Origin of the sequence: Actinokineospora iranica (assembly GCF_900101685.1) — a bacterium.
In the GTDB taxonomy this organism is placed as follows: domain Bacteria; phylum Actinomycetota; class Actinomycetes; order Mycobacteriales; family Pseudonocardiaceae; genus Actinokineospora; species Actinokineospora iranica.
This window is the reverse complement of sequence record NZ_FMZZ01000001.1, coordinates 332,611-354,096: the sequence shown is the minus strand read 5'-3', so window position 1 is coordinate 354,096 and position 21,486 is coordinate 332,611. Positions and strand designations below refer to the sequence as shown.

The following is a 21,486-nucleotide window of genomic DNA, read 5'->3' as shown; positions in this document are numbered from 1 at the left end:
CCAGCGCCGGTTCAGCGGTCCAGGCGGGTCGTGAGCGAGCGGATGACGGGGTCGGTGTCGACGGGTTTCCCCTGTTCCTCCAGCGTCCGCGCCAGGGTGCCCAGGATGGCGCCGGCCACGGCCGCGTCCGACTCCTCGGTCACCAGGGCCGCCGCCCGCCGGGCGTCGGACTCCGCGCCCGCCGGGTCGTCCAGGTCAAGGCGCAGGCGGGCGGCGCGGCTGGCCAGGAACGCGTGCCAGTCGCTGTTGCCCAGGCAGACGGCGTACTCCTCGGCCAGCTGGTTCATGGACAGCGCCTCGGTGAACCGCTCGTGGTGGGCCAGCAGCGCGACCCGGAAGCCGACCACATCGGCCAACTGGTCCAGCGCGCCCGCCACCGAGTCGTCCGCGACCAGCGCCCCGGCTTCCTCCAGCGCCGCCATGCCCGCGGCCAGGTCGTCGAGGCCGGTCGCGTGCGCCAGCTTCACCAGCGACTCGCTGGCCGCGACCGGGGTGTCCGCGGCCAGCCAGTTGTCCGCCGACGCGCGGAACGCCGCCGCGGCCTCGGCATACTCGCCGAGTCGCAGCCGGGAGTCGCCCAGCTGGAACAGCAGGTGCCCGCGCAGGCCGTGGTCGTCGTCGGCCGAGGACGCGGCCACCGCGGCGAAGTGCGCTGCCGCGATCTCGTGCTCTTCGAGGTTGCGGCAGGCGAGCGCGAGCCGGTAGCGGATGTCGGAGACCGCCTCGGTGTAGTCGGCGGGCATCAGCCGCAGCGCCTCTTCCAGCGTCTCGGCGGCCTCCAGGTCCCGGCCGGTGGCCAGGTAGCCCGCCGACAGGTGCAGGCACGCCTGCGCCACCCCGCCCGGCGGCAAGTGCGTGCGCGCCTCGGCCACCGCGTCGAGCAGCACCGGCAGGTGCTCGCCCGCGATGCCCGCCTGGTCGACCAGGCTCGCGTACTGCATCAGCGCCTCGGCCACCCACGGGCCGGGGTAGGTGCGCGCCAGCGCCACGAACCGGTCGAACTGGGCCAGCGACTCCGTCACCCGCCCCAGGTTGGCCAGCAGCCGCGCGTGGTGCCCGCTCACCGCGAGCCGGGTCGACTCCGGCCACGGGCCGGTTTCCAGCTCCGCCACGATCGCCAGCGCGGCCTCCAGCTCACCCGCGTGGCCGTGGATCTCGGCGCGGGTGTTGCCGACCGCGCCCAGCCGCCGCGGGGCCCGCTCGGCCGCGATCCACTCCGCGGCGTCCACCTCGGCGTGCGCGGCGGCGACGTCGGAGCGCACCAGCAGGTCGGCCGCGGCCAGGTGCCCGCGCAGCGTGGCGACCGGGTCGTCCAGCCGCGCCGCGCCGAGCCGGGCGAGTTCGGCGTGCGCGGCGGCCCGGTCGGTTTCTTCCGCGGCGTCGAGCAGCTCGGCGAGGAAGGCGTGCAGGCGGACGGTGGCGGCGTCCTCGCCCGCCGCGGCCAGCCGGTCCAGCAGCGGCAGCAGCGCCTCGGCCAGCTCGGCTGGCGCGCCCCGCTGCACGAGCCAGACACGGTGCACGGCCAGCCGGGCGGCGAGACCGTCGGGCAGCACCGCGTCCAGGTCCGCGGGCAGGGTGGCCAGCAGCCGGGCTCCGGTGAACAGCTCGCCGTCGTCGAGGGCCGCGCACGTCCGCCGGGCCACCTCGACCGGGTCGCCGGGCGGTTCCGGCGCCGGGGTCGCCGCGGCGGGCTTGACCGCGGCGGTGGCGGGCACGGCCACCAGCACCGGCTCGGCGTCGGCCAGCGCCAGCGTGGCCGCGACCCGGCCGCTCACCGCGTTCGTCCCGTTGCGGCGGTCGAACTCCGCCGCCGTCGCCAGCGCGGTCGCGACGCAGTGCGCCCGCAGCGCCTCGCCGTCCATGCGCCGCTCGCCCAGCGCGAACGACAACGTCTCCCGGTCGGGCAGCCTGCTCAGCAGCAGCGCGGCCGCGGCGGCGAAGTCCTGGCCCACCTTCGGGCTCGGCGGGTCGGTGAGCACGTCGAGGTTGTCGGCGAGGATTTCCAGCCCGCGCGGCCCGTTGCCGGTGACCGCGCAGAACCGCAGGTGCGCGTGCAGCGCGGACTTGCCCTGCGGGGTGCCGCGCACGACCCGGTAGGCCAGCAGGTGCGCGCGGGCCGCCTCGGCGAGCCTCCCGGTGGCCAGGTAAGCCTCCAGCAGCGAGGTCAGCACCCCGTGCGGCTGCTCCGCGCACTCCGACGGGGCGTCGAGCACCGGCCGGGCGACCGCGATCGCGTCCTCGAACCGGCCGCGCGCGACGAAGTAGCCGACCTGGCTGTCCACCACGCACGCCGGGCAGTCGCTCATGTCGTCCGGCTCGGCGGCCCGCCACGCCGCGAAGTGCGCGTCCGCCGCGGCGGTGTCGCCGATGTGGTGGGCGAGCGCCCGCCGCTTGTCGTGCACGGGATGCGGCGAGTAACCGTGCAGCCGGTAGCGCTCTTCGAGCTGGTCCACCAGCGCGGCGATCTGCGCCAGGGTGAACCGGGGGTCGCCGAGCAGGCCGGTCGGCAGCCACTTGTGCATCCAGCTGAACTGGTGCACCGCCCACGGGTCGAACGCCTCCGGGGCACGCCGCTCGGCCGACCGCAGCCAGGCGAACGGGGTGAGCATCAGGTCGTACCGGCGGATCTCCCGGTAGGCGTTGATCAGGATCAGCCGCGCCGCCACGCCCAGCTCGACCAGCCCCGCGCCGTCCGCGGTGCGCACGGCGCGCTCCAGCGTCTCGCACTTCGACCGCCCGGCGGGCAGGTCGTCGGTCTGGTGCAGCAGGTGCGCCAGCCGCTCGCGCAGGTCGTCCGGGTCCGGCGTCGGCTCCGACACGGCGTGTTCCTTCCGGGGGAGTGGTCAGCGCCCGATGGCGCGGTCGAGCAAGTCCAAGAACGACCCGGTGAGCGCCGCGGTGTCCGCGGGCCGCAGCGGCCGGTGCGACTGGAGCAGCGCGTGCACGTAGAGCGCCCGCACGGCGGATTCCAGCAGCGCGGTGTCCGAGACCCCGGCCAGCCGCGCCACCAGCGGGTTGCGCGTGTTGAGCACCAGCGTCTGCGCGGCCCCGGAACCCGCGTCGACCAGCTGCCCCAGCATCTCGCTCCACAGTGGATCGGCGTCCGCGCGGGCGTCGGCCGCGTCCCGCCTGCGCGCCCCGTCGGCGTCGGCGACCAGCAGTCCGGGCAGCGACACCGGGTCGAACGCGCGCAGGGTCGGCTCGCAGTCGTGCGCGTCGAGCACCGTCGCCGCCGCGGCCATCGCGGCGGCCAGGGCGATCTCGGTCTCCGCGCTCGGGCGGCCGAGCGCGGCCAGCAGTTCGCGTGGGTCGACCCGGCGGGCGGTGTCCGGGCCGTCGCGCTCGGCCAGCCTGCGCAGCAGGTCGGTGTCGTAGGCGTAGCCCGCGTTGACCAGGCCGATGCCCTGCGCCCGCGCGACCGGCGCGAGCTGGCGGAACTCGTCCACGTCCTGGGTGTAGAGCACGGTCGGGTGCGTGCGGCGGAACTGGCGCAGCGGCAGCGCGCCGCGCGTGGTCTCGTACGGCAGCCACCGCTCGGCCAGCCGCAGCAGTTCGTCGTCGACCAGCGCGAGCGACTTGATCCCCAGGTGGTGCGCGGCGAGCAGCGCGCCAGCCCGGTCCGGCTCGGCAGCCTCCAGGCGCACCAGCCAGTCCCGCAGCCGGGCACCCAGCGCGTCGCGCACCGCGAGCAGCGTCTCGTCCTCGTAGAGCGCCTCGCGGCTCGCGGTGGGCCGCAGCGCCGAGGTGTCCACCACGCACCGCATGAAGTACGCCCAGTCCGGCAGCAGCCCCTCGACGGATGTGCCGACCAGCATCCGCTTGAGGTACACCCGGTGCGACTGCCGCCCGCCCGGGTGCGCTCCGGCGGGCAGCACGAACGCGGCCCCGGTCAGCCCGGCCGCGCCGAACTCCAGCGGCACCACGTCGAACGGCTCGAAGCCCAGGGTCTCCCGGCAGTACGCGGCCAGCCGCGCGCGGTGCCCGTCGACCGGCTCGCCCGCCGCGCGGGCCCACGGCAGCCCGTCCCCGCCCGCGACCACCCGGTGCCCGGAGCCGCCCACGACGCGCACCTCGTAGGGCAGCAGCGAGCCGAACTCCTCGGCCAGCGCCGCCACCGTGTCGTGCTCGGTCCAGTGGTCGCAGTCGCGGCGCGGGACCAGGGTCACCGTCGTGCCCACCGCCGCCCGCGCGGACTCGTCCACCTCGACGGTGTAGGTGCCGTCGCCGCGGGCGACCCAGGAGACCGCGGGCCCGCCGTGCGCCGACCGGCTCACCAGCCGCACCTCGTCGGCCACCAGGAAGCAGGACAGCAGGCCCACGCCGAACTGGCCGAGGAAATCCCGCCGGGCGAAGCCCAGTTCGTCCCGTTTGGACGTGCCGCCCAGCGTCGAGAGCAGCGTGCGCACCTCGGCCTCGGTCAGGCCGACGCCGCTGTCGCTGATTCGCAGGGTGCCGTCGCCGGTGCGCTCGGGGCACTCGACGACGATCCGGGCGGGCGCGGCCGGGTCGAGCAGCCGCCGCGCGGTGACCGCGTCGACCGCGTTCTGCAGCAGTTCGCGCACGTACACCCGGGGGCTGCTGTAGAGGTGGTGGCTGAGGAGATCGATGACGCCGCGCAGGTTGACGCCGAATGTCTGGGCCAAGGTGTACCTCTGCGCGGGAGACTGGGCGGGCGGGCGAAAAGGCGGCCACGGCACGATCGACCTGCCGGTGTCACCGTACATGTGTCCTGTTGGGCCGGTGTCCCCTTCACCCGCCCGTGCCAAGCCGTGCCGCCACATGGCGCAGCGGTCGCGCGGCGGTGCGGGACCGCCTGGACGGGCGTGCGCGGGCGACACGTTCGTCCGCGCACGTAACTCCATGCGGGCGCGGAGCGGGGATCACCTAGGATCGACCTGTTCACCCGGCCCGACCGGGTGTGCCGCCTGGCCGCCACAGGACCCCGGGGAGCTGTCCACCAACCATGTCCGGAGCCAACGACTCGTACGACCCCAAGGAGGTCGCGGCGCTCGCGCCGGACCTCCTCCAGGCCGCGGTCGAGAAGGCCAGCGAGGAGTTCTCCTCCGCGGCCGACCTCGACGCGCTGGCCGCGGTCAAGCCCGCGCACCTCGGCGAGAAGTCGCCGCTGCTGCAGGCCCGCCGCGAGATCGGGGCGTTGCCGCCGAAGGCGCGCGCCGAGGCGGGCAAGCGGGTCAACGAGGCCCAGCACCAGGTCAAGGCCGCCTTCGACGAGCGCCGCGCGCAGTTGCAGGCCGAGCGCGACGAGCGGGTGCTGCGGGACGAGGGCGTGGACGTCACCCTGCCGTGGGACCGGCAGCCCGTGGGCGCCCGGCACCCGCTGACGATGATCTCCGAGCGCATCGGCGACGTGTTCGTCGGCATGGGCTACGAGATCGCGGAAGGCCCCGAGCTTGAGGCCGAGTGGTTCAACTTCGACGCGCTGAACTTCAAGAAGGACCACCCGGCGCGCACCATGCAGGACACCTTCTACGTCGCGCCCGAGGGCTCCGGCCTGGTGCTGCGCACGCACACCTCGCCGGTCCAGGTCCGCGCGCTGATCGAGCGCGACCTGCCGGTCTACGTCGTCTGCCCCGGCCGCACGTTCCGCACCGACGAGCTGGACGCCACCCACACCCCGGTGTTCCACCAGGTCGAGGGGCTCGCCGTCGACAAGGGCCTGACCATGGCCAACCTCAAGGGCACCCTTGACGCGTTCGCCAAGGCGATGTTCGGCGAGCAGGCGCACGTGCGGCTGCGGCCGTCGTACTTCCCGTTCACCGAGCCCTCCGCCGAACTCGATGTGTGGTTCGCCGAGAAGAAGGGCGGCGCGGGCTGGGTCGAGTGGGGCGGCTGCGGCATGGTCAACCCGAACGTGCTCCGCGCGTGCGGAATCGACTCCGACGTCTACTCGGGCTTCGCCTTCGGCATGGGCCTGGAACGCACCCTGCAGTTCCGCAACGGCATCCCGGACATGCGCGACATGGTCGAGGGCGATGTCCGGTTCACCCTTCCCTTCGGCACGGAGGCGTAGTGCGGATCCCCGTCAGCTGGCTCGTCCAGCAGCTTGAGCTCACCGAGGACTACCGGGACCTGTCCGCCCAGCAGGTCGCGGACGCCTTCGTGCGGGTCGGCATGGAGGTCGAAGAGGTCAGCGAACTCGGCCCGGTCACCGGTCGGGTCGTGGTCGGCCGCGTCGCCGAGATCGAGGAGCTGACCGAGTTCAAGAAGCCCATCCGCTTCTGCACGGTCGAGATCGGCGAGCCAGAGGACCCAGACGACGCCGAGCCGGAGACCACCCAGGTCATCTGCGGCGCGACCAACTTCGTCGAGGGCGACCTGGTCGTGGTGGCGCTGCCCGGCGCGGTGCTCCCCGGCGGCTTCGCCATCTCCGAGCGCAAGACCTACGGCCGGGTCAGCCGCGGCATGATCTGCTCGGCGCGCGAGCTTGGCCTCGGCGACGAGCACGCAGGCATCCTGGTCCTGCCGACCGGCGAGGAAGCCGCGCCAGGCGACGACGCGATCGAGCTGCTCGGCCTGACCGACTCGGTCATCGAACTGTCGCTGACCCCCGACCGGGGCTACTGCTTCTCGCTGCGCGGCCTGGCCCGCGAGCTGGCCTGCGCTCTCGACGTGCGGCTGATCGACCCGGCCGCGATCGACGTGCCGGTCGCCGAGGGCGAGTCCGTCCCGGTGACGGTCACCGATCCGCAGGCCTGCCCCCGGTTCGTCGTGCGGCGGGTGACCGGGGTCGACCCGACCGCGCCGACGCCGTGGTGGATCCGCCGTCGGCTGATGCTCGCGGGCATCCGGTCGATCTCGCTGGCCGTGGACATCACCAACTACGTGATGCTCGAGCTGGGCCAGCCCATGCACGCCTACGACACCGGCAGGCTGCGCGGCGGCCTCACGATCCGCCGCGCCGAGCCGGGGGAGAAGCTCGTCACCCTCGACGACGTCGAGCGCGCGCTGGACCCCGACGACATCCTCGTGTGCGACGAGTCCGGCCCGATCGGGCTCGCTGGCGTCATGGGCGGGGCGAGCACCGAGGTCCGCGCGGAGAGCACGGACATCGTGCTGGAAGCCGCGATCTGGGACCCGGCATCGATCGCCCGCGCGGTCCGCAGGCACAAGCTGCCCAGCGAGGCGTCCAAGCGCTTCGAGCGCGTGGTCGATCCGGCGCTGCCGCCCGCCGCGCTGGAGCGCGCCGCCCGCCTGCTGCGCGAGTACGGCGAGGGCAGCATCCACCCCGGCCGCACCGATGTCGGCAATCCGACGCTGCCCGAGCCCGTGGTCATGCCGATGGACCTGCCCGACCGGGTCGCCGGAATCCGCTACCAGCGCGGCGTCACCGTGAGCCGGTTGCAGCAGATCGGCTGCCAGGTGGATATCGGCACCGCGGAGGACGGCACGCCGGTCGTCACCGCGGTCCCCCCAAGCTGGCGCGCCGACCTGAACCAGCCCGCGGACCTGGTGGAGGAGGTGCTGCGGCTGCAGGGCTACGAGACCATCCCGTCGGTGCTGCCAGCCGCCCCCGCAGGCTCCGGGCTCACGGCCGCCCAGCGCCGCAGGCGCCGGGTGTCGCGCTCGCTGGCCGAGCACGGCTACGTCGAGGTGCTGCCGTTCCCGTTCGTGTCCGGCGCGGTGTGGGACGCCTTCGGCCTCGCCCCCGACGACGCGCGGCGGCGCACCGTGAAGGTGCTCAACCCGCTGGAGGCCGAGCGCGCCGAACTGGCGACCACCCTGCTGCCCGGCCTGCTGGAAGCGGTGTCCCGCAACGTGTCCAGGGGCGCGCGCGACCTGTCGCTGTTCCACATCGGACAGGTTGTGCTCCCGCGCGCAGAGCAGGTCCCGATGCCCGAGGTCGGCGTCGCGGACCGGCCGAGCGACGCGGACATCGCCACCCTCAAGGCCGCGCTGCCCAACCAGCCGGTGCACGTCGCCGTCGTCCTCACCGGCAACCGGCAGCCGCCGGGCTGGTGGGGTCCTGGCGAACCGGCGAGCTGGGCGGACGCGGTGCAGGCGGCGCGGCTCGTCGCCGACGCCGCGGGGGTCGAGCTGACCGTGGAGAAGGGCGACCTGCCGCCCTGGCACCCGGGCCGCTGCGCCCGGCTCAGCGTCGGCGGCTTCCCGGTCGGCCACGCGGGCGAGTTGCACCCGAAGGTCGTCGAGGCGCTGGGCCTGCCGCAGCGCACCTGCGCCATGGAGTTGGACCTCGACCTGCTCCCGCTGGTCGAGCGCAGGCCGGTGCCGTCGGTGTCGCCGTACCCGCCGGTGCTGCTCGACGTCGCCCTCGTGGTCGACGCCGAGGTGCCCGCCGCCGAGCTGACCCGCACCCTGCGCGGCGGTGGCGGCGACTTACTCGAAGACCTGAGTCTGTTCGACGTGTTCACCGGCGAGCAGATCGGCGAGGGCAAGCGGTCACTGGCGTACTCGCTGCGTTTCCGCGCGCCGGACCGGACGCTCACTGTCGAAGAGGCCACCGCCGCCCGCGACACCGCGGTCGCGGCGGCGGCCGAGCGACATGGCGCCGCTTTGCGCGGCTGAGCCGAACAGACCACGATGATGGCGGGTGCCCAGGCGCCCGCCATCATTGTTTGACTCACCAGTGGCTCTATTCGATCCGGAAAACAGACTCGACCCGGAACCACGGTCAGCCGCTATCCCCACCGGACCTGATCCGCGCGGACGACCACGACGAAAAGGGGCATGAGTGAAGAAAATCGTGGCGGTAGCCGCCGCGGCCGTCGCCGTTGCCGCGGGTGCGGCCGTGGCGCCCACGGTGCTGGCCGCGCCGGAAACCAAGCCGAGCCAGGTGGCATACGACCCCGCGCCCATCGCCTGGGGCAAATGCGGGAGCCCGGTCTTGGCCCGGCGCGGCGCGCAGTGCGGTTTCCTGGAGGTCCCGTTGGACTACGCGCGGTCCGACGGACCCAAGATCAAGCTCGCGGTGTCGCGGATCAAGGCCAAGGTCCCCGCCGAGCAGTACCAGGGCGTCATGGTGACCAACCCGGGCGGCCCCGGCGGCTCAGGCGTGATGCTGTCGGTCCTCGGCGAGTTCGTGCCCAAGAAGGCGGGCCTGGCCTACGACTGGATCGGGTTCGACCCCCGTGGCGTCGGCGCCAGCCAGCCCGCCCTCACCTGCGCGGCCGACCACTTCGGGTACAACCGGCCGCCCTACGTGCCGTTCACCAGGGAATTGGAGCGGACCTGGCTGGCGCGGGCGGAGAAGTACGCCGCCGCGTGCGACGCCGCGGGCGGCGACCTGCTGGACCACGCCAAGACGACTGACACAGTCAACGACGTCGACGTCCTCCGCAAGGCGCTGGGACAGGAGCAGATCAACTACTACGGCTTCTCTTACGGCACTTACCTCGGGCAGGTCTACAGCACCGTCTACCCGGAGCGCGTGCGCCGGATGGTCCTCGACGGCAATATCGATGCCCGCAAGGTCTGGTACCAGGCGAATCTCGACCAGGACATCGCCTTCGACCGCAACATCAAGATCTACTTCGACTGGATCGCCAAGCACGACGCCGTTTACCACCTCGGCACCGACGGCGAGGACATCGAGCGGCTGTTCTACGCGGAGCAGAAGCGGCTCACCAAGGAGCCCGCGGGCGGCGTCATCGGCCCCGACGAGTTCACCGACATCTTCCTGCAGGCCGGGTACTACGTGTTCGGCTGGACGGATGTGGCGAGCGCGTTCTCCGCGTGGGTCAACGAGGGCGACTCCGCCGGGCTCAAGAAGCTCTACGACGACGTCTACGCGCAAGGTCCGGGTTCGGACAACAGTTACGCCATGTACCTGGCCACCCAGTGCACCGACGTCCAGTGGCCGACCAAGTGGAGCCGCTGGCGCGCCGACAACTGGCGGACCTTCCTGCGCGCCCCGTTCGAGACCTGGGGCAACGCCTGGTTCAACGCGCCCTGCCTGACCTGGGGCGCCGCGGCGGGCAAGCCGGTCGAGGTCGACGGGTCGAAGGCCCCGGCCATCCTGCTGATCAGCGAGACCCTTGACGCCGCCACCCCGTATGCGGGCAGCCTGGCGACCCGCGACCGCTTCCCGAAGGCGGCGCTCATCGAGGGCGTGGGCGGCACAACGCACTCCGGCTCGCTCAACGGCGTCGCCTGCGTCGACGACCAGATCGCCGACTACCTGGCCACCGGCAAGCTGCCTGCCCGCAAGCCGGGCCGCGGGTCGGACGGCCAGTGCGACCCGGTGCCCCAGCCGGACCCGGCCGCGCCCGGGTCCGCGCAGCAGCGCACCGCGGCCACCGACTCGGGTTCGGGCGACCTCACCCGCGCGGACCTCCAGCGGATCATCGTCGGCGGGCGCCGCTGAGGAGCCCGGCGGTCAGCCCAGGTGTTTGAGCGCCTCCCGGCGGGAGAGCGGTGACAGCCCGGGGTGGGTGTCCACGAAGTGGCGCACCCACCCCGGTTCCGTTTTCGCGAACTGGCGCAGCGCCCAGCCGATCCCCTTGCGCAGGAAGAAATCCGGGTCGTCCATTGTGGACTCGATAGTCGCGGCGAGCAGGTCGGTGTCGGTGTCGGCTTTGGCGCCGAGCTGGCAGATCACCGAGGTGCGCCGCTTCCACCGGTCCGGATCGTCCGCCCAGCTCCGCAGGATCGGCGTCAGCGTGTCCCGGTTGGCGCGTAACAGCGGCCCGACGTGGCGCGCGGCCAGCTCGTCCACGAAGTCCCACCAGGCTCCGGTGACGATCAGCTCTTCGTGCAGCGGCACCAGGTCGACCGCCACCCAGTGCGCGTACCGCTTGTGCCCCAGGAGATCGAGCGCCACATAACGTTCCTCCCGGAACTCGGCGCCACGCCACAGTCCGGTGACCGTGTCGAGCCACTGGCCCCGGTCGGCCACGGCGTGCTCGGCCACCAGGTCGCGCATCAGCGCCGCCCGCGCGGGCTTGGGAACGCCGCGAAACGGCATGTCCGACTTCATGTACCGCCGCATCTCCTGCGCCTTCGCCGGGTCCGCGACCTCGGCCAGGCCCCGGCGCGCCGCTTCGGCCAGTTCACCGTCCACACTGGGCAAGCTACTCCCGAGGGCCGACAGCGGCGGGACGCGAAACCGCCCCACCGGTGGGCCGGTGGGGCGGTTTCGTCGTCCGTGGCCCGATTCCGGGCCGCTCACGCCGCCTTGCCGCGCCTGTCGGTCAGACCGAGCAGGACCAGCGCGGCGGCGATGAGGACGATGTTCTTGAGGACGAACTCACCGGTGGTGGTGAGCAGTAGCGGATTTCCGTCGGTCATCACCAGCGTCGGAGCCTGGATGAACACGAGGAAGGTGCCCGCGAGGTGAGCCGCGGCGACGACCAGCGCCAGCCGCCGCGGCTTACCGATCAGCAAAGCCACCCCGAGCACGATCTCGAACCAGCCGAGAACGGGCATCAGCACGCTCTCGTCCAGCCAGGGCAGCGTGGCGTGCACGATATCGGCGACGGGTGAGTCGCCGGTCGCCTTCAGCGCGCCGAACCAGAGGAACACCAAGCCGAGCGAGATGCGCAGGGCGGGCAACGCGACCTGCCCCAGCACTCGCTCGACCCGGGACCATAAGCCTTCCGGCGATTCCGGTCTGCTTTCCTCGACCTCAGTGTGGTGTGTGATGGACATCGACAGCTCCCTGATCCGTGTGAGATTTCCTGACGCGGGGGAGTCGATGGAGAGGGCGGGGCTGCTGTCAGTCGCCGAGAGGGTTGAGCAGATCGGCCTTGCCCTCGAAGGCGAACAGCAGCAGATCGGTCATTCGGAAGGTGTTCTTGTCCGGGCCGAGCGTGGGCCGCCACGACGGCTCGCGGACGATGGAGATGCGGCTTCCCTCCATGGAGCGGTGGAAGACCTCGGCGACAATGCGGCCGCCGACCGCGCCGAGCTTTCCGTTGGTGAACTCGGCTTCCCGCAGGATGTAGAACCACAACGGGGTCGCCGTCGTGATCGCCGCTTCCTGCTCGTCGGTGAGCGGGCCGAGATCCGCGCCCTGGTTGCCCTGCAGAATCTGCTCTGCGGTCAACGGCTCGACACCGAAGAATCGCGCCATCTGCTGCCCGCTCGCCAGGCGGACCATGTTCGCCCGGGTCAGGTTGCGGAAAGCGAGGTTGCGCTGAATCGCGGGGAATGTCGTGCCGCGGCCGTCGAAGGTGCCCGCGGGCAACTGCGTCAGCGGGTCGACCAGCAGGCTGTCGATCCGCTTGGTCACGTTTCCACCGTCGAGGGCGGCCGGAGCCGCCAGGTCGGGACGGCCCGCCTCGGTGAAGTCGAAGAGCCTGCGGAAGTCCGCGATCCAGTTCGTCGGCAGCCGGTCCAGCGTCCCCGAGTTCGGGTCGTCCAACTGCTCGACGGTCGAACCAGGCTGGAAGTTGCCGCTGGTGCCGGTGAAGGTGAACAGCGCCAGCAGTGAGGCGATGCCGCCCGGTCCGCTGCTGCGGAACACCCGGTTCCACTGGTAGGCGCCGCGGACCATGCTGTGGCCCAGGCGGTAGGCCGCGACCGCGAACTCGATCGGCATCGTCGGGCGCAGTCCGCGCGGGAACCCGCCGCGGCCGGGCGCCTCGAAGAAGCGGCGGCCGTTGGCGAACACGTCGTCCACGATCGCCGGGTCCACGATGCGCGGCAGGAAGTCGGTGCGCAGCATCCACTGGTAGTGGCGCACGACCTGCTCCCGGGCCATCTCGAACAGCCGCCGCTCGGAGACGCCCTTGAGGGCCAGATCGTCCACAACGCGGTTGTGGAACCGGATGAACGCCAGGTGGGTCTGGGCGACCACCAGGTTCTCGTCGTTGCGGGTGTCGGGGATCAGCGGCTTGCGCCGGTCCGCGCGCGTCCCGGTGTTGCCGCCGACCCGAGGCAGGTCGAAGCCCTCCAGGTCTACGTTGACCCGGTCGTCCGGGAACGCCACCGCCGCCGTCGTGCCGATCTTGAGCTTCACGCCGTCCGCGGCGTAGAACCTGCGGTCGTCCCGGTCGGTGGGGCCGCGGCCGTACACCGAGTCCAGGTCGAGCGCGGGCGAGCGGCCCTGCATCAGCTCGTCGAGGTTGACGTCCTCGCCAAGCTGCGACTCGGTCCGGTCCAGGGTCAGGTCGTGGTCGACGAACTGGCCGAGGTAGGTGAATCCCGCCGGGACCGCCGGGTCGTCCGGCTGCGGGACCGCGGCGGTGATGGCGGTGGCCAACGCGACCCTGGTCGCCTCGTCGGTCTGCGGGCCCTCGGGGCCGAGCCGGGAGAAGCGGAAGCGCCGCAGCTCCTCGGCGGTCGAGGGCTGCGAGGCCGTCGGCTCGCCGTTGGCGTCGAACTCGAGCACTCCTTCGCCGACGACGAAGAAGCTGTCGCGCCCGTGTTTTCTCATAAAACCCCCATCATCAATTCTGGGCACGCCGAATAAGCGCTGCCCAGAGCGCGTCCTATTTCTGCCGCGAGGATGGCAATCGGAGACACTGGGATACGCGACCGACGGTGTGCGGCCTTTCCCGGTTGAATGCCTGAAGAGTCCGGTTTCCTCCCCAGGAAACCGGTCCTTCCCCCTTGCTAAATCCTCCCGATGCCAAATCGTACCAAAAGTTGCGGGGAGGCGTCGGGCATGTTAGGCGATGGCTTGATTCCGCCGGCTTCCGTTGCCCGCTATCCGGCGCGGCCGGTCGGCGGCCGGAGGCGCGACAGCCGCAACGCGGCGTCGACAAGGTCGGTCCGGTCGAGCGTGCCCACCTCGGACAAATCGACCCACGCCGCCATGTCGGTGGAGCCGTTCTCCTCGAAGCGAAGCTCACCGCCGGTGATCCTGCCCGAGTACACCACCCGCAGGCCGTGCCAGTCGGTCGCGACGCCGTCCCGGCTCAACGCCTTGCGCAGACCGGTGCGCAGGAAAGTGCGCCGCACGGTGTCGATGCCCAGCAGCGCCTCGATCTCCACCTGGTAGCCGGTCTCCTCGGCCACCTCGCGGACCGCGGCGTCCAGCGGGTCCTCGCCGTGATCGATGCCGCCGCCGGGCAGGGTCCACTTCTTGCCGGTGCGGCCGACCCAGCGGGCCAGCAGGACCTTCTCCTCCTCGACGCACACGGCGTAGGCCGCCACCCGCATCGACCGCTTCACCGCGCCCCCAGGCGCCGGACGGCCTTCGCGCGGATCCCTTCCGGCAGATCGTCCGCCGCGAGCAGCCGGGGGAGCAGGTCCGGTTCAAGGGTCAACGCACGGAACGCCAGCCCGATCGTGACCCCGTGCGCGGGCCGGTCGACCACCTCGACCGGGTCGCCCGCGCGCACCGCCCCCGGCCGCAGCACCTTGAAGTACGCGCCGGGCGCCGCGGCCTCGGTGAAGGTCTTGACCCACCCCTGGCGGTCCAGCCACACCGCGAACGTCCGGCACGGCACCCGCGGCACGGTCACCCGCAGCAGCAGGTCGTCCCCGATCCGCCACCGCTCGCCGATCACCGCGCCGGTCACCTCCAGCCCGCGCGTGGTCAGGTTCTCCCCGAACGACCCGGAGGTGAGCGTCCGGCCCAGTTCCGCTTCCCAGTGGTCGAGGTCTTCGCGCGCGTACGCGTAGACGGCCTGGTCCGGGCCGCCGTGGTGCTCCGCGTCGCAGATGGCGTCGCCGAGCAGCCCGCTGGCGCCGCGCGCGGCCGGGGCGGACACCTCGACCGGGTCGTCGACCGGGCGCTTGTCGATGGCGCTGACCCCGGTCTTCGCGGTGATCGGCCGGGGAACGCCGACGTTGACGGACAGGACCCGCGGTGGCTCGATCATCACGCCCTCGAACCTACCGGCCACGGGCACGCGCTGGTAGCGCGCTTATGCTGTCTACCTGTGTCGAACGCTCCCATGATCGCCCCCAGCATCCTGTCCGCCGACTTCGCCCGCCTCGCCGACGAAGTCGCCGCCGTCAAGGGCTCGGACTGGCTGCACGTCGATGTGATGGACGCGCACTTCGTGCCGAACCTGACCCTGGGCCTGCCGATCGTGGAAGCTCTGCTCAAGGTGACCGACATCCCGATGGACTGCCACCTGATGATCGAGGACCCCGACCGCTGGGCCGTCGGGTACGCCGAGGCGGGCGCGCACAACGTCACAGTCCACGTCGAGGCGGCCGCCGACCCGGTCAAGATCGCCAGGGACCTGCGCGCGGCGGGCGCGAAGGCCGGTCTGTCGATCAAGCCCGGCACGCCGCTGGAGCCGTACATCGAGGTCCTCAAGGAGTTCGACACCCTGCTGGTCATGTCCGTCGAGCCCGGCTTCGGCGGGCAGAGCTTCATCGCCGACGTCCTGGACAAGGTCCGCACCGCGCGGAACCTGGTCGACACCGGCCACCTCAGGCTTCTCGTGGAGATCGACGGCGGCATCAACGCCGACACCATCGAGCAGGCAGCCGAGGCGGGCGTCGACTGCTTCGTCGCGGGCTCGGCCGTCTACGGCGCCGGTGACCCGGCCAAGGCCGTCGCCGCCTTGCGCGACCAGGCCCGCAACGCCAACCACCGCTTCGCCTGACGCGCGGGCGCACCGCGGGCGGGCTCGGGCGCGACCGGCGGTTTCGGCGGTCTCACCGGAGTTCGCGGCAGGCCTGGGGGACCGGTCGGGGCACGACGGGCGGCTGCGAGGGAATCGCCGGGTCCTGCGAGACTGTCAGGTGTGGAGGAAAGCCTGGCCGCGGTGATGCGGACCGCGGTCGCGCGTGCCGAGCAGGCGCGCGGACGGACCAGTCCGAACCCACCCGTCGGCGCTGTCGTGCTGGACGCCGACGGCCAGGTCGCCGGACTGGGTGAGACGCAGCCGCCGGGTGGCCCGCACGCCGAGGTCGTCGCCCTGCGCGCGGCGGGGGAGCGGGCCAGGGGCGGCACCGCGGTGGTCACCCTGGAGCCCTGCGCGCACTTCGGGCGGACGCCCCCGTGCACCGCGGCGCTGCTGGACGCGGGCGTCGCGCGGGTGGTCTACGCGGTGTCCGACCCGCACGCGGCCGCGGCGGGCGGTGCGAAGGTCCTCGCCGACGCGGGCGTGGCCGTCACCGGCGGGCTCTTGGCAGAAGAGGTCGCCCGCGGGCCGCTGCGCGCCTGGCTGCACCACATCCGCACCGGCCGCCCGCACGTCACCTGGAAGTACGCCGCGACCCTGGACGGCCGGGTCGCCGCAGCCGACGGCACCAGCCGCTGGATCAGCTCCGCGGTGTCCCGCGCCGAGGTCCACGACCTGCGCCGCAAGGTCGACGCGATCATGGTCGGCCGCGGCACCGTGCTCGCCGACGACCCCGCGCTGACCGCCCGCGCCGAGGACGGAACACCCGCGCCCCGGCAGCCGTTGCGGGTAGTCGTGGGACACGGAGACCTGCCCGCCGGGGCGAAGGTGCTCGACGACGCGGCCGAGACGCTGCGCGCGCGCACCCACGACCCCGCCGAGGTGCTGACCGAACTCGCCGCCCGCGGTGTGGTCGACGTGCTGCTCGAAGGCGGCCCGACGTTGGCTGGCGCGTTCGCCGAGGCGGGCGCGATCGACCGGGTCCTGGCCTACGTCGCGCCGGTCCTGCTCGGCGCCGGGCCTGTGGCGTTGGGCGCATCGGGCGTGTCGACCATCACCGGGGCGCACAAGTTCGCCGTCGAAGAGGTCACCATGTGCGGGCCGGACGTGCGGATCTCCGCCGTGCCGTCGCGGAACCAGCGGAACTAGAGGAGGAGCCGGTGTTCACGGGCATCGTCGAGGAGCGCGGTGAGGTCGTCGCCGTGCGGGACCTCGCGGACGCCGCGCGCGTCACCATCGCGGGGCCGCTGGTCACCAGCGACGCCAAACAGGGCGACTCGATCGCGGTCAACGGGGTCTGCCTGACCGTCGTGGAACTGGGCGACGGCTCGTTCACCGCCGACGTCATGCGCGAGACGCTGGTCCGCAGCAGCCTCGACAAGGTCGCCGAGGGCGACGTGGTCAACCTGGAGCGCGCGGCGGCCGTCGGCCAGCGCTTCGGCGGCCACATCGTGCAGGGCCACGTCGACGGCACCGGCGCGCTGCTCTCCCGCGAGCCGTCCGAGCACTGGGACCTGGTCCGGATCAGCCTGCCCGCGCACCTCGCGCGGTACGTCGTGGAGAAGGGCTCGATCACCGTCGACGGCGTGTCCCTTACCGTTGTCGAGGTAGGACCCGACTGGTTCACCGTGAGCCTGATACCCGAGACGCTCCGGGCGACCACGCTCGGCGTCCGCGCACCTGGCGACAAGGTCAACCTCGAGGTCGACGTCATCGCCAAGTACGTGGAGAAGCTGGCAGGTCCGCACCTGGCCGCCCCGCCCCGGGGGGACACTGGGGACAGCACCGAGCAACAGGAGACCCCGGGTGAGTGACTTCGCCGCCATCGAGCGCGCCATCGCCGACATCGCCGCAGGCAAGGCCGTCGTCGTCGTGGACGACGAGGACCGCGAGAACGAGGGCGACCTGATCTTCGCCGCCGAGAAGGCGACGCCGGAGCTGCTGGCCTTCATGGTCCGCTACACCTCCGGCTACGTCTGCGTCCCGCTGCCCGAGTCCGTCTGCGACCGCCTCGACCTGCCGCCGATGTTCCACACCAACCAGGACGCGCGCGGCACCGCGTACACCGTGACCGTGGACGCCCGGGAAGGCGTGAGCACCGGCATCTCCGCGGCCGACCGCGCGCACACCATCCGGCTGCTCGCCGACGAGGCGTCGACGGCCAAGGACTTCAACCGGCCCGGCCACGTCGTCCCGCTGCGCGCCAAGGAGGGCGGCGTGCTGCGCAGGCCCGGCCACACCGAGGCCGCCGTCGACCTGGCCAGGATGGCCGGGCTCGGCCCGGCGGGCGTGCTCTGCGAGATCGTGTCGCAGAAGGACGAGGGCGACATGGCCCGCTACGACGAGCTGCAGGTCTTCGCCGCCGAGCACGACCTCGCGCTGATCACCATCGCCGACCTCATCGCCTACCGCAGGCGCACCGAGAAGCAGGTCGCGCGGGTCGCCGAGGCCCGCATCCCGACCGCGCACGGCGTCTTCCGCGCGGTCGGCTACGACAGCCTCTTGGACGGCATCGAGCACGTCGCCCTGGTCTACGGCGACATAGAGGACGGCCAGAGCGTCCTGGTCCGCGTGCACTCCGAGTGCCTCACCGGCGATGTCTTCGGCTCGCTGCGCTGCGACTGCGGCCCGCAGCTCGACGCCGCCCTGGAGGCCGTCGCCGCCGAGGGCCGCGGCGTCGTGCTCTACATGCGCGGCCACGAGGGGCGCGGCATCGGCCTGATGCACAAGCTGCAGGCCTACCAGCTCCAGGACGACGGCGCGGACACCGTGGACGCCAACCTCGCGCTCGGCGTGCCCGCCGACGCCCGCGACTACGGCACCGGCGCGCAGATCCTGGCCGACCTCGGCGTGAAGTCGATGCGGCTGCTGACGAACAACCCGGCCAAGCGGGTCGGCCTGGAGGGCTACGGGCTGGCCGTGGTCGACCGGGTGCCGCTGTCGGTCTGGCCGAACCCGGAGAACCTGCGGTACCTGCGCACCAAGCGCGACCGCATGGGCCACGAGCTGGGCAACCTGGAGCACTACGATGCCAGCGCCAGCGGCGTGGGCGGGGAGGACAAGGCGTGAGTGGCGAAGGCAGGCCGACGCCGGGGGTGCCCCGGTGCGAGGGCATCCGGCTGGCCGTCGCGGCCACCAAGTGGCACGCGGCCATCACCGACAAGCTGCTGGAACGCGCGCTCGTCGCGGCGGGCGACGCGGGAATCGATGAGCCGACCGTGGTCCGGGTGCCCGGCGCGGTCGAGCTTCCGGTCGTCTGCCAGGAACTGGCCAAGCACCACGACGCCGTGGTCGCGCTGGGCGTGGTGATCCGCGGCGGCACCCCGCACTTCGAGTACGTTTGCGACGCGGTCACCGCTGGCCTCACCCGGGTCTCGCTGGACGAGTCGACCCCGGTGGGCAACGGCGTGCTGACGGTCAACACCGAGGAACAGGCGCTCGACCGGTGCGGCCTGCCGGACTCCACCGAGGACAAGGGCTACGAGGCGTGCGCCGCGGCGCTGGAGACCGCCCTGGTGGTGCGCGGCGTGCGCCAGCCGTGGACCGAGCGGGGCTTCCAGTGACCGCGCGCCCCCGCAAGGTCCGGTTCGTCTCCGCCGTGTTCGCCGTGGTGTTCGTCGCGGTGTTCAGCGTGGTCGCCGTGCTGCTGCGCAACACGCCGACCGGCGTCTACTTCCAGCTCTCCGACCAGATCGCCATGGTGGGCATCGGCGTGCTGCTGGCCTGCGGGGCGCTGTGGCTCACCCGGCCCAGGGTCAGCGCGGACGCCGAGGGTGTGACGGTGCGCAACCTGCTCGGCAGCACCCGCTACCCTTGGTCGGTCGTCCAGTCGGTGAGCTTCCCCGACGGCGCGGCGTGGGCCAGGCTGGAACTCCCCGACGACGAGTACGTGCCGATCATGGCGGTCCAGTCGATCGACGGCGAACGCGCTGTCACCGCCATCCGGGAACTGCGCAAACTCCACCGCGCGCAGTGGCACCCCGAGTCCCACCCGGAGTAGCATCGCCAGTATGAAACTCAGCGTGAGCCTCCCGGAGGACGACGTCCGATTCATCGACGAGTACTCGTCGCGCATCGACGTGTCCAACCGCTCATCGGTGATCCAGATCGCCATCGGTCTCTTGCGCGAGTCCTCGATGCGCGACGAGTACGCCCAGGCGTTCGACGAGTGGGAAGCCTCAGGAGAAGCGGAGATCTGGGCCGCCACCGCGGGGGACGGCCCGGCCGATGCGCCGAGGTGACATCCACCTGGTGGACCTCGACCCCACCCTCGGCTCGGAGTCGAACAAGGTCCGCCCCGCCGTCATCGTGAGCAATGACGCCGCCAACCAGGTAGCCCTGCGCACCGGCCGCGGCGTGGTGACCGTCGTCCCGATCACGTCCAACACCAGTCGCGTCTTCCCGTTCCAGGTCCTGCTCCCCGCCGTCGACTGCGGCCTCGTCACCGACTCGAAGGCCCAAGCCGAGCAGGTCCGCTCCATCGCCACGGCCCGCCTCCGCCGCCGCCTCGGCCGCGTCCCGCCTGCCCTGCTGGCCCGCCTGGACGACGCCCTGCGAACCCATCTGGGGCTCTGAGGCTCCCGGTCCGCTTTCGCCTCCCGTGGTTCCCTTCGGGTGTGCGCGGGCAGCGCTCACCTCGCTGAGGTCCGCCAGATCGCCTCGCGTCACGGGTGCGCCACACTGTCGTCTGGCGCTTCGGGTCTTTTTCCTGGCAGGTCCGATATCCGTGACCTGCCTCGATGCCTTTTCGGACGCCCGGGAGACCGAATGGCATCGTTAATTGCGCGTATCGGGTGAACCGTCCCGCGCCCGTTCGCGTAGCCCTCGGTGTAACCCTGTTCTCTCCCGTTCCCGAGGAGGCTAGGCGTGACTGCTGTCGACACCATCACAACCGACCCGACACCGTCCGTGCACCCCGAACCGCACTCCCGCAGGCAGGTCCTCTGCGGCCTGGCGGTGGCCTTGGTCGCCCCCGCCGCGGTCGTCGCGGCGTGCGGCAGCGACACCGGTTCGGCCCCCACCACCACGACCACCGGCGGCGGCGCACCCGGTTCGGCCACCCAGGGCGGCGGTGCCCTCACGGCACTGGCCGACGTCCCCGACGGCGGCGGTGTCCTGGTCGACGGGCCTTCCGGCAAGAAGGTCCTGTTGGTGCGCTCCGGCTCGACCGTCAAGGGCCTCGACCCCACCTGCCCCCACAAGGGTGTCACCGTGGCCGCTCCCGTGGGTGGCACCATCACCTGCCCCGCCCACAACAGCACCTTCGACGGCGCCACCGGCGCCCTCAAGGGCGGCCCGGCCACCACCGGCCTCAAGGAAATCCCGGTCAAGGTGGACGGCGCCAACGTCGTCCTCGCCTGACCGGCGCTTTACCCAGCACCCGTCGGTGGCCTCCGAGACAATCGCGCTCTCGGAGGCCACCGCCTTTTCTCAGGAACGGTTCTCGACCTTTCCGGAATCCCTGGGCAGGGATGCGCAATCGGCTGATGGTGGTTCCCGGGGAACTTCCGCCCCGCGACCGCTGTGTGCCACGTATCATCTGTGGCTACTTCCCGAGAAGCGGACGCCGTCCTGTCATGATCTTCCCCATGTCTGAGGGGTACGCATACCAGGTTCCGGCCATGGACCTGGCCCGGGATTCGATCGCTCGCAGCGCAGGCCACAGGGGCAGCATGGCTGATTACTGTGCCGGACACCCAGAGGGGCGAACCGCGGTCCCTTGCTGACGATTGGGACAACCCCGCCAAGGCCGCGGCGGGCGTGCAGGTGGCTCTGGACAACGTCAACGAAGCGCTAGCCGAAACCTGGGAGGGCTCGGCGCACCAGGCCTGCCACGTCCACATGAACACGCGGAATTGGACAAGGCCCGCCGCGATATGGTCGAGACGATGACTTCCCCGCGGAAATCAGTGGGCCGGCTTGGCGACGATGTGCGCCGCGAATCGGCGCGGTTCGCTGGGACAATTCGCTGGGGACAAGG

The 21,486-nt window shown here is 72.2% G+C and carries 19 protein-coding genes; 12 read left to right on the top strand and 7 right to left on the bottom strand.

Annotated elements, in window-relative coordinates; translation table 11 throughout:
* Positions 1-11: 11 nt before the first annotated feature.
* Together BLS56_RS01650 and BLS56_RS01645 are read right to left on the bottom strand one after the other, a co-directional pair.
* Positions 12-2,819, bottom strand: a complete 2,808-nt coding sequence (locus tag BLS56_RS01650) for a hypothetical protein (protein ID WP_091447416.1) — start codon at positions 2,817-2,819, stop codon at positions 12-14.
* A gap of 24 nt (positions 2,820-2,843) precedes the next feature.
* Positions 2,844-4,643, bottom strand: a complete 1,800-nt coding sequence (locus BLS56_RS01645; RefSeq protein ID WP_091448702.1) for an HSP90 family protein — start codon at positions 4,641-4,643, stop codon at positions 2,844-2,846.
* A gap of 320 nt (positions 4,644-4,963) precedes the next feature.
* Between BLS56_RS01645 and pheS the strand changes: the two genes are divergently transcribed.
* The 3 genes from pheS to BLS56_RS01630 all read left to right on the top strand — a co-directional run bounded on the left by pheS (position 4,964) and on the right by BLS56_RS01630 (position 10,342).
* Entirely contained in the window at positions 4,964-6,031 is a 1,068-nt protein-coding gene (pheS, locus tag BLS56_RS01640) for a phenylalanine--tRNA ligase subunit alpha (RefSeq protein ID WP_091447414.1), read from the top strand.
* A complete protein-coding gene (gene pheT / locus BLS56_RS01635) occupies positions 6,031-8,544 on the top strand; it encodes a phenylalanine--tRNA ligase subunit beta (RefSeq protein WP_091447413.1) in 2,514 nt (837 codons plus the stop codon). Before pheS ends, pheT begins: the two co-directional genes overlap by 1 nt.
* Positions 8,545-8,710: 166 nt before the next feature.
* Positions 8,711-10,342 (top strand): alpha/beta hydrolase, encoded by a 1,632-nt coding sequence (locus BLS56_RS01630; RefSeq protein WP_091447410.1) that lies wholly within the window; start codon positions 8,711-8,713, stop codon positions 10,340-10,342.
* A gap of 12 nt (positions 10,343-10,354) precedes the next feature.
* On the opposite strand, the gene BLS56_RS01625 is transcribed toward BLS56_RS01630, so the two are convergent.
* The 5 genes from BLS56_RS01625 to BLS56_RS01605 form a co-directional block, all read right to left on the bottom strand.
* Positions 10,355-11,038 (bottom strand): DNA alkylation repair protein, encoded by a 684-nt coding sequence (locus BLS56_RS01625; protein WP_091447408.1) that lies wholly within the window; start codon positions 11,036-11,038, stop codon positions 10,355-10,357.
* Positions 11,039-11,142: 104 nt separating this feature from the next.
* Positions 11,143-11,625 (bottom strand): DoxX family protein, encoded by a 483-nt coding sequence (locus BLS56_RS01620; protein WP_091447406.1) that lies wholly within the window; start codon positions 11,623-11,625, stop codon positions 11,143-11,145.
* Between the two features lie 67 nt (positions 11,626-11,692).
* Positions 11,693-13,354, bottom strand: a complete 1,662-nt coding sequence (locus BLS56_RS01615; RefSeq protein ID WP_091447403.1) for a peroxidase family protein — start codon at positions 13,352-13,354, stop codon at positions 11,693-11,695.
* Positions 13,355-13,626: 272 nt separating this feature from the next.
* Positions 13,627-14,094: an NUDIX hydrolase gene (locus BLS56_RS01610; RefSeq protein ID WP_091447401.1), complete on the bottom strand. Its 468-nt coding sequence runs from the start codon at positions 14,092-14,094 to the stop codon at positions 13,627-13,629.
* Positions 14,091-14,747 carry an MOSC domain-containing protein gene (locus tag BLS56_RS01605; RefSeq protein ID WP_091448700.1) on the bottom strand — a complete coding sequence of 219 codons (657 nt, stop codon included), beginning with the start codon at positions 14,745-14,747 and terminating at the stop codon, positions 14,091-14,093. The genes BLS56_RS01610 and BLS56_RS01605 overlap by 4 nt, the downstream gene beginning before the upstream one ends.
* A 75-nt stretch (positions 14,748-14,822) precedes the next feature.
* Here BLS56_RS01605 and rpe point away from each other — a divergent pair, with 75 nt between their 5' ends.
* The 9 genes from rpe (at position 14,823) to BLS56_RS01560 (ending at position 20,867) form a co-directional block, all read left to right on the top strand.
* Positions 14,823-15,485 (top strand): ribulose-phosphate 3-epimerase, encoded by a 663-nt coding sequence (rpe, locus tag BLS56_RS01600; RefSeq protein WP_175482674.1) that lies wholly within the window; start codon positions 14,823-14,825, stop codon positions 15,483-15,485.
* Between the two features lie 165 nt (positions 15,486-15,650).
* On the top strand, positions 15,651-16,655 hold the full coding sequence (gene ribD, locus BLS56_RS01595) for a bifunctional diaminohydroxyphosphoribosylaminopyrimidine deaminase/5-amino-6-(5-phosphoribosylamino)uracil reductase RibD (RefSeq protein ID WP_091448698.1): 1,005 nt from the start codon (positions 15,651-15,653) through the stop codon (positions 16,653-16,655).
* A gap of 11 nt (positions 16,656-16,666) precedes the next feature.
* Complete coding sequence (locus BLS56_RS01590; protein WP_091447398.1) at positions 16,667-17,320, top strand: riboflavin synthase; 654 nt, start codon at positions 16,667-16,669, stop codon at positions 17,318-17,320.
* Positions 17,313-18,575: a bifunctional 3,4-dihydroxy-2-butanone-4-phosphate synthase/GTP cyclohydrolase II gene (locus BLS56_RS01585; protein WP_091447396.1), complete on the top strand. Its 1,263-nt coding sequence runs from the start codon at positions 17,313-17,315 to the stop codon at positions 18,573-18,575. Before BLS56_RS01590 ends, BLS56_RS01585 begins: the two co-directional genes overlap by 8 nt.
* Positions 18,572-19,069 (top strand): 6,7-dimethyl-8-ribityllumazine synthase, encoded by a 498-nt coding sequence (gene ribH, locus BLS56_RS01580; RefSeq protein WP_091447394.1) that lies wholly within the window; start codon positions 18,572-18,574, stop codon positions 19,067-19,069. Before BLS56_RS01585 ends, ribH begins: the two co-directional genes overlap by 4 nt.
* Positions 19,066-19,506 carry a PH domain-containing protein gene (locus BLS56_RS01575; RefSeq protein ID WP_228771274.1) on the top strand — a complete coding sequence of 147 codons (441 nt, stop codon included), beginning with the start codon at positions 19,066-19,068 and terminating at the stop codon, positions 19,504-19,506. Before ribH ends, BLS56_RS01575 begins: the two co-directional genes overlap by 4 nt.
* Positions 19,507-19,516: 10 nt before the next feature.
* Entirely contained in the window at positions 19,517-19,747 is a 231-nt protein-coding gene (locus BLS56_RS01570) for a ribbon-helix-helix domain-containing protein (protein WP_091447391.1), read from the top strand.
* Positions 19,734-20,081: a type II toxin-antitoxin system PemK/MazF family toxin gene (locus BLS56_RS01565; RefSeq protein WP_091447389.1), complete on the top strand. Its 348-nt coding sequence runs from the start codon at positions 19,734-19,736 to the stop codon at positions 20,079-20,081. Before BLS56_RS01570 ends, BLS56_RS01565 begins: the two co-directional genes overlap by 14 nt.
* 291 nt (positions 20,082-20,372) lie before the next feature.
* Positions 20,373-20,867, top strand: coding sequence for a Rieske (2Fe-2S) protein (locus tag BLS56_RS01560; RefSeq protein WP_228771273.1), 495 nt, complete (start codon positions 20,373-20,375; stop codon positions 20,865-20,867).
* Positions 20,868-21,486: the final 619 nt, after the last annotated feature.

Coding starts and splice junctions, on each gene's coding strand:
- pheS (WP_091447414.1), top strand. CDS start 4,964: ATGTCCGGAGCCAACGACTCGTACGACCCCAAGGAGGTCGCGGCGCTC.
- BLS56_RS01620 (WP_091447406.1), bottom strand. CDS start 11,625: ATGTCCATCACACACCACACTGAGGTCGAGGAAAGCAGACCGGAATCG.
- BLS56_RS01615 (WP_091447403.1), bottom strand. CDS start 13,354: ATGAGAAAACACGGGCGCGACAGCTTCTTCGTCGTCGGCGAAGGAGTG.
- BLS56_RS01605 (WP_091448700.1), bottom strand. CDS start 14,747: ATGATCGAGCCACCGCGGGTCCTGTCCGTCAACGTCGGCGTTCCCCGG.
- rpe (WP_175482674.1), top strand. CDS start 14,823: ATGATCGCCCCCAGCATCCTGTCCGCCGACTTCGCCCGCCTCGCCGAC.
- ribD (WP_091448698.1), top strand. CDS start 15,651: ATGCGGACCGCGGTCGCGCGTGCCGAGCAGGCGCGCGGACGGACCAGT.
- BLS56_RS01570 (WP_091447391.1), top strand. CDS start 19,517: ATGAAACTCAGCGTGAGCCTCCCGGAGGACGACGTCCGATTCATCGAC.
- BLS56_RS01565 (WP_091447389.1), top strand. CDS start 19,734: ATGCGCCGAGGTGACATCCACCTGGTGGACCTCGACCCCACCCTCGGC.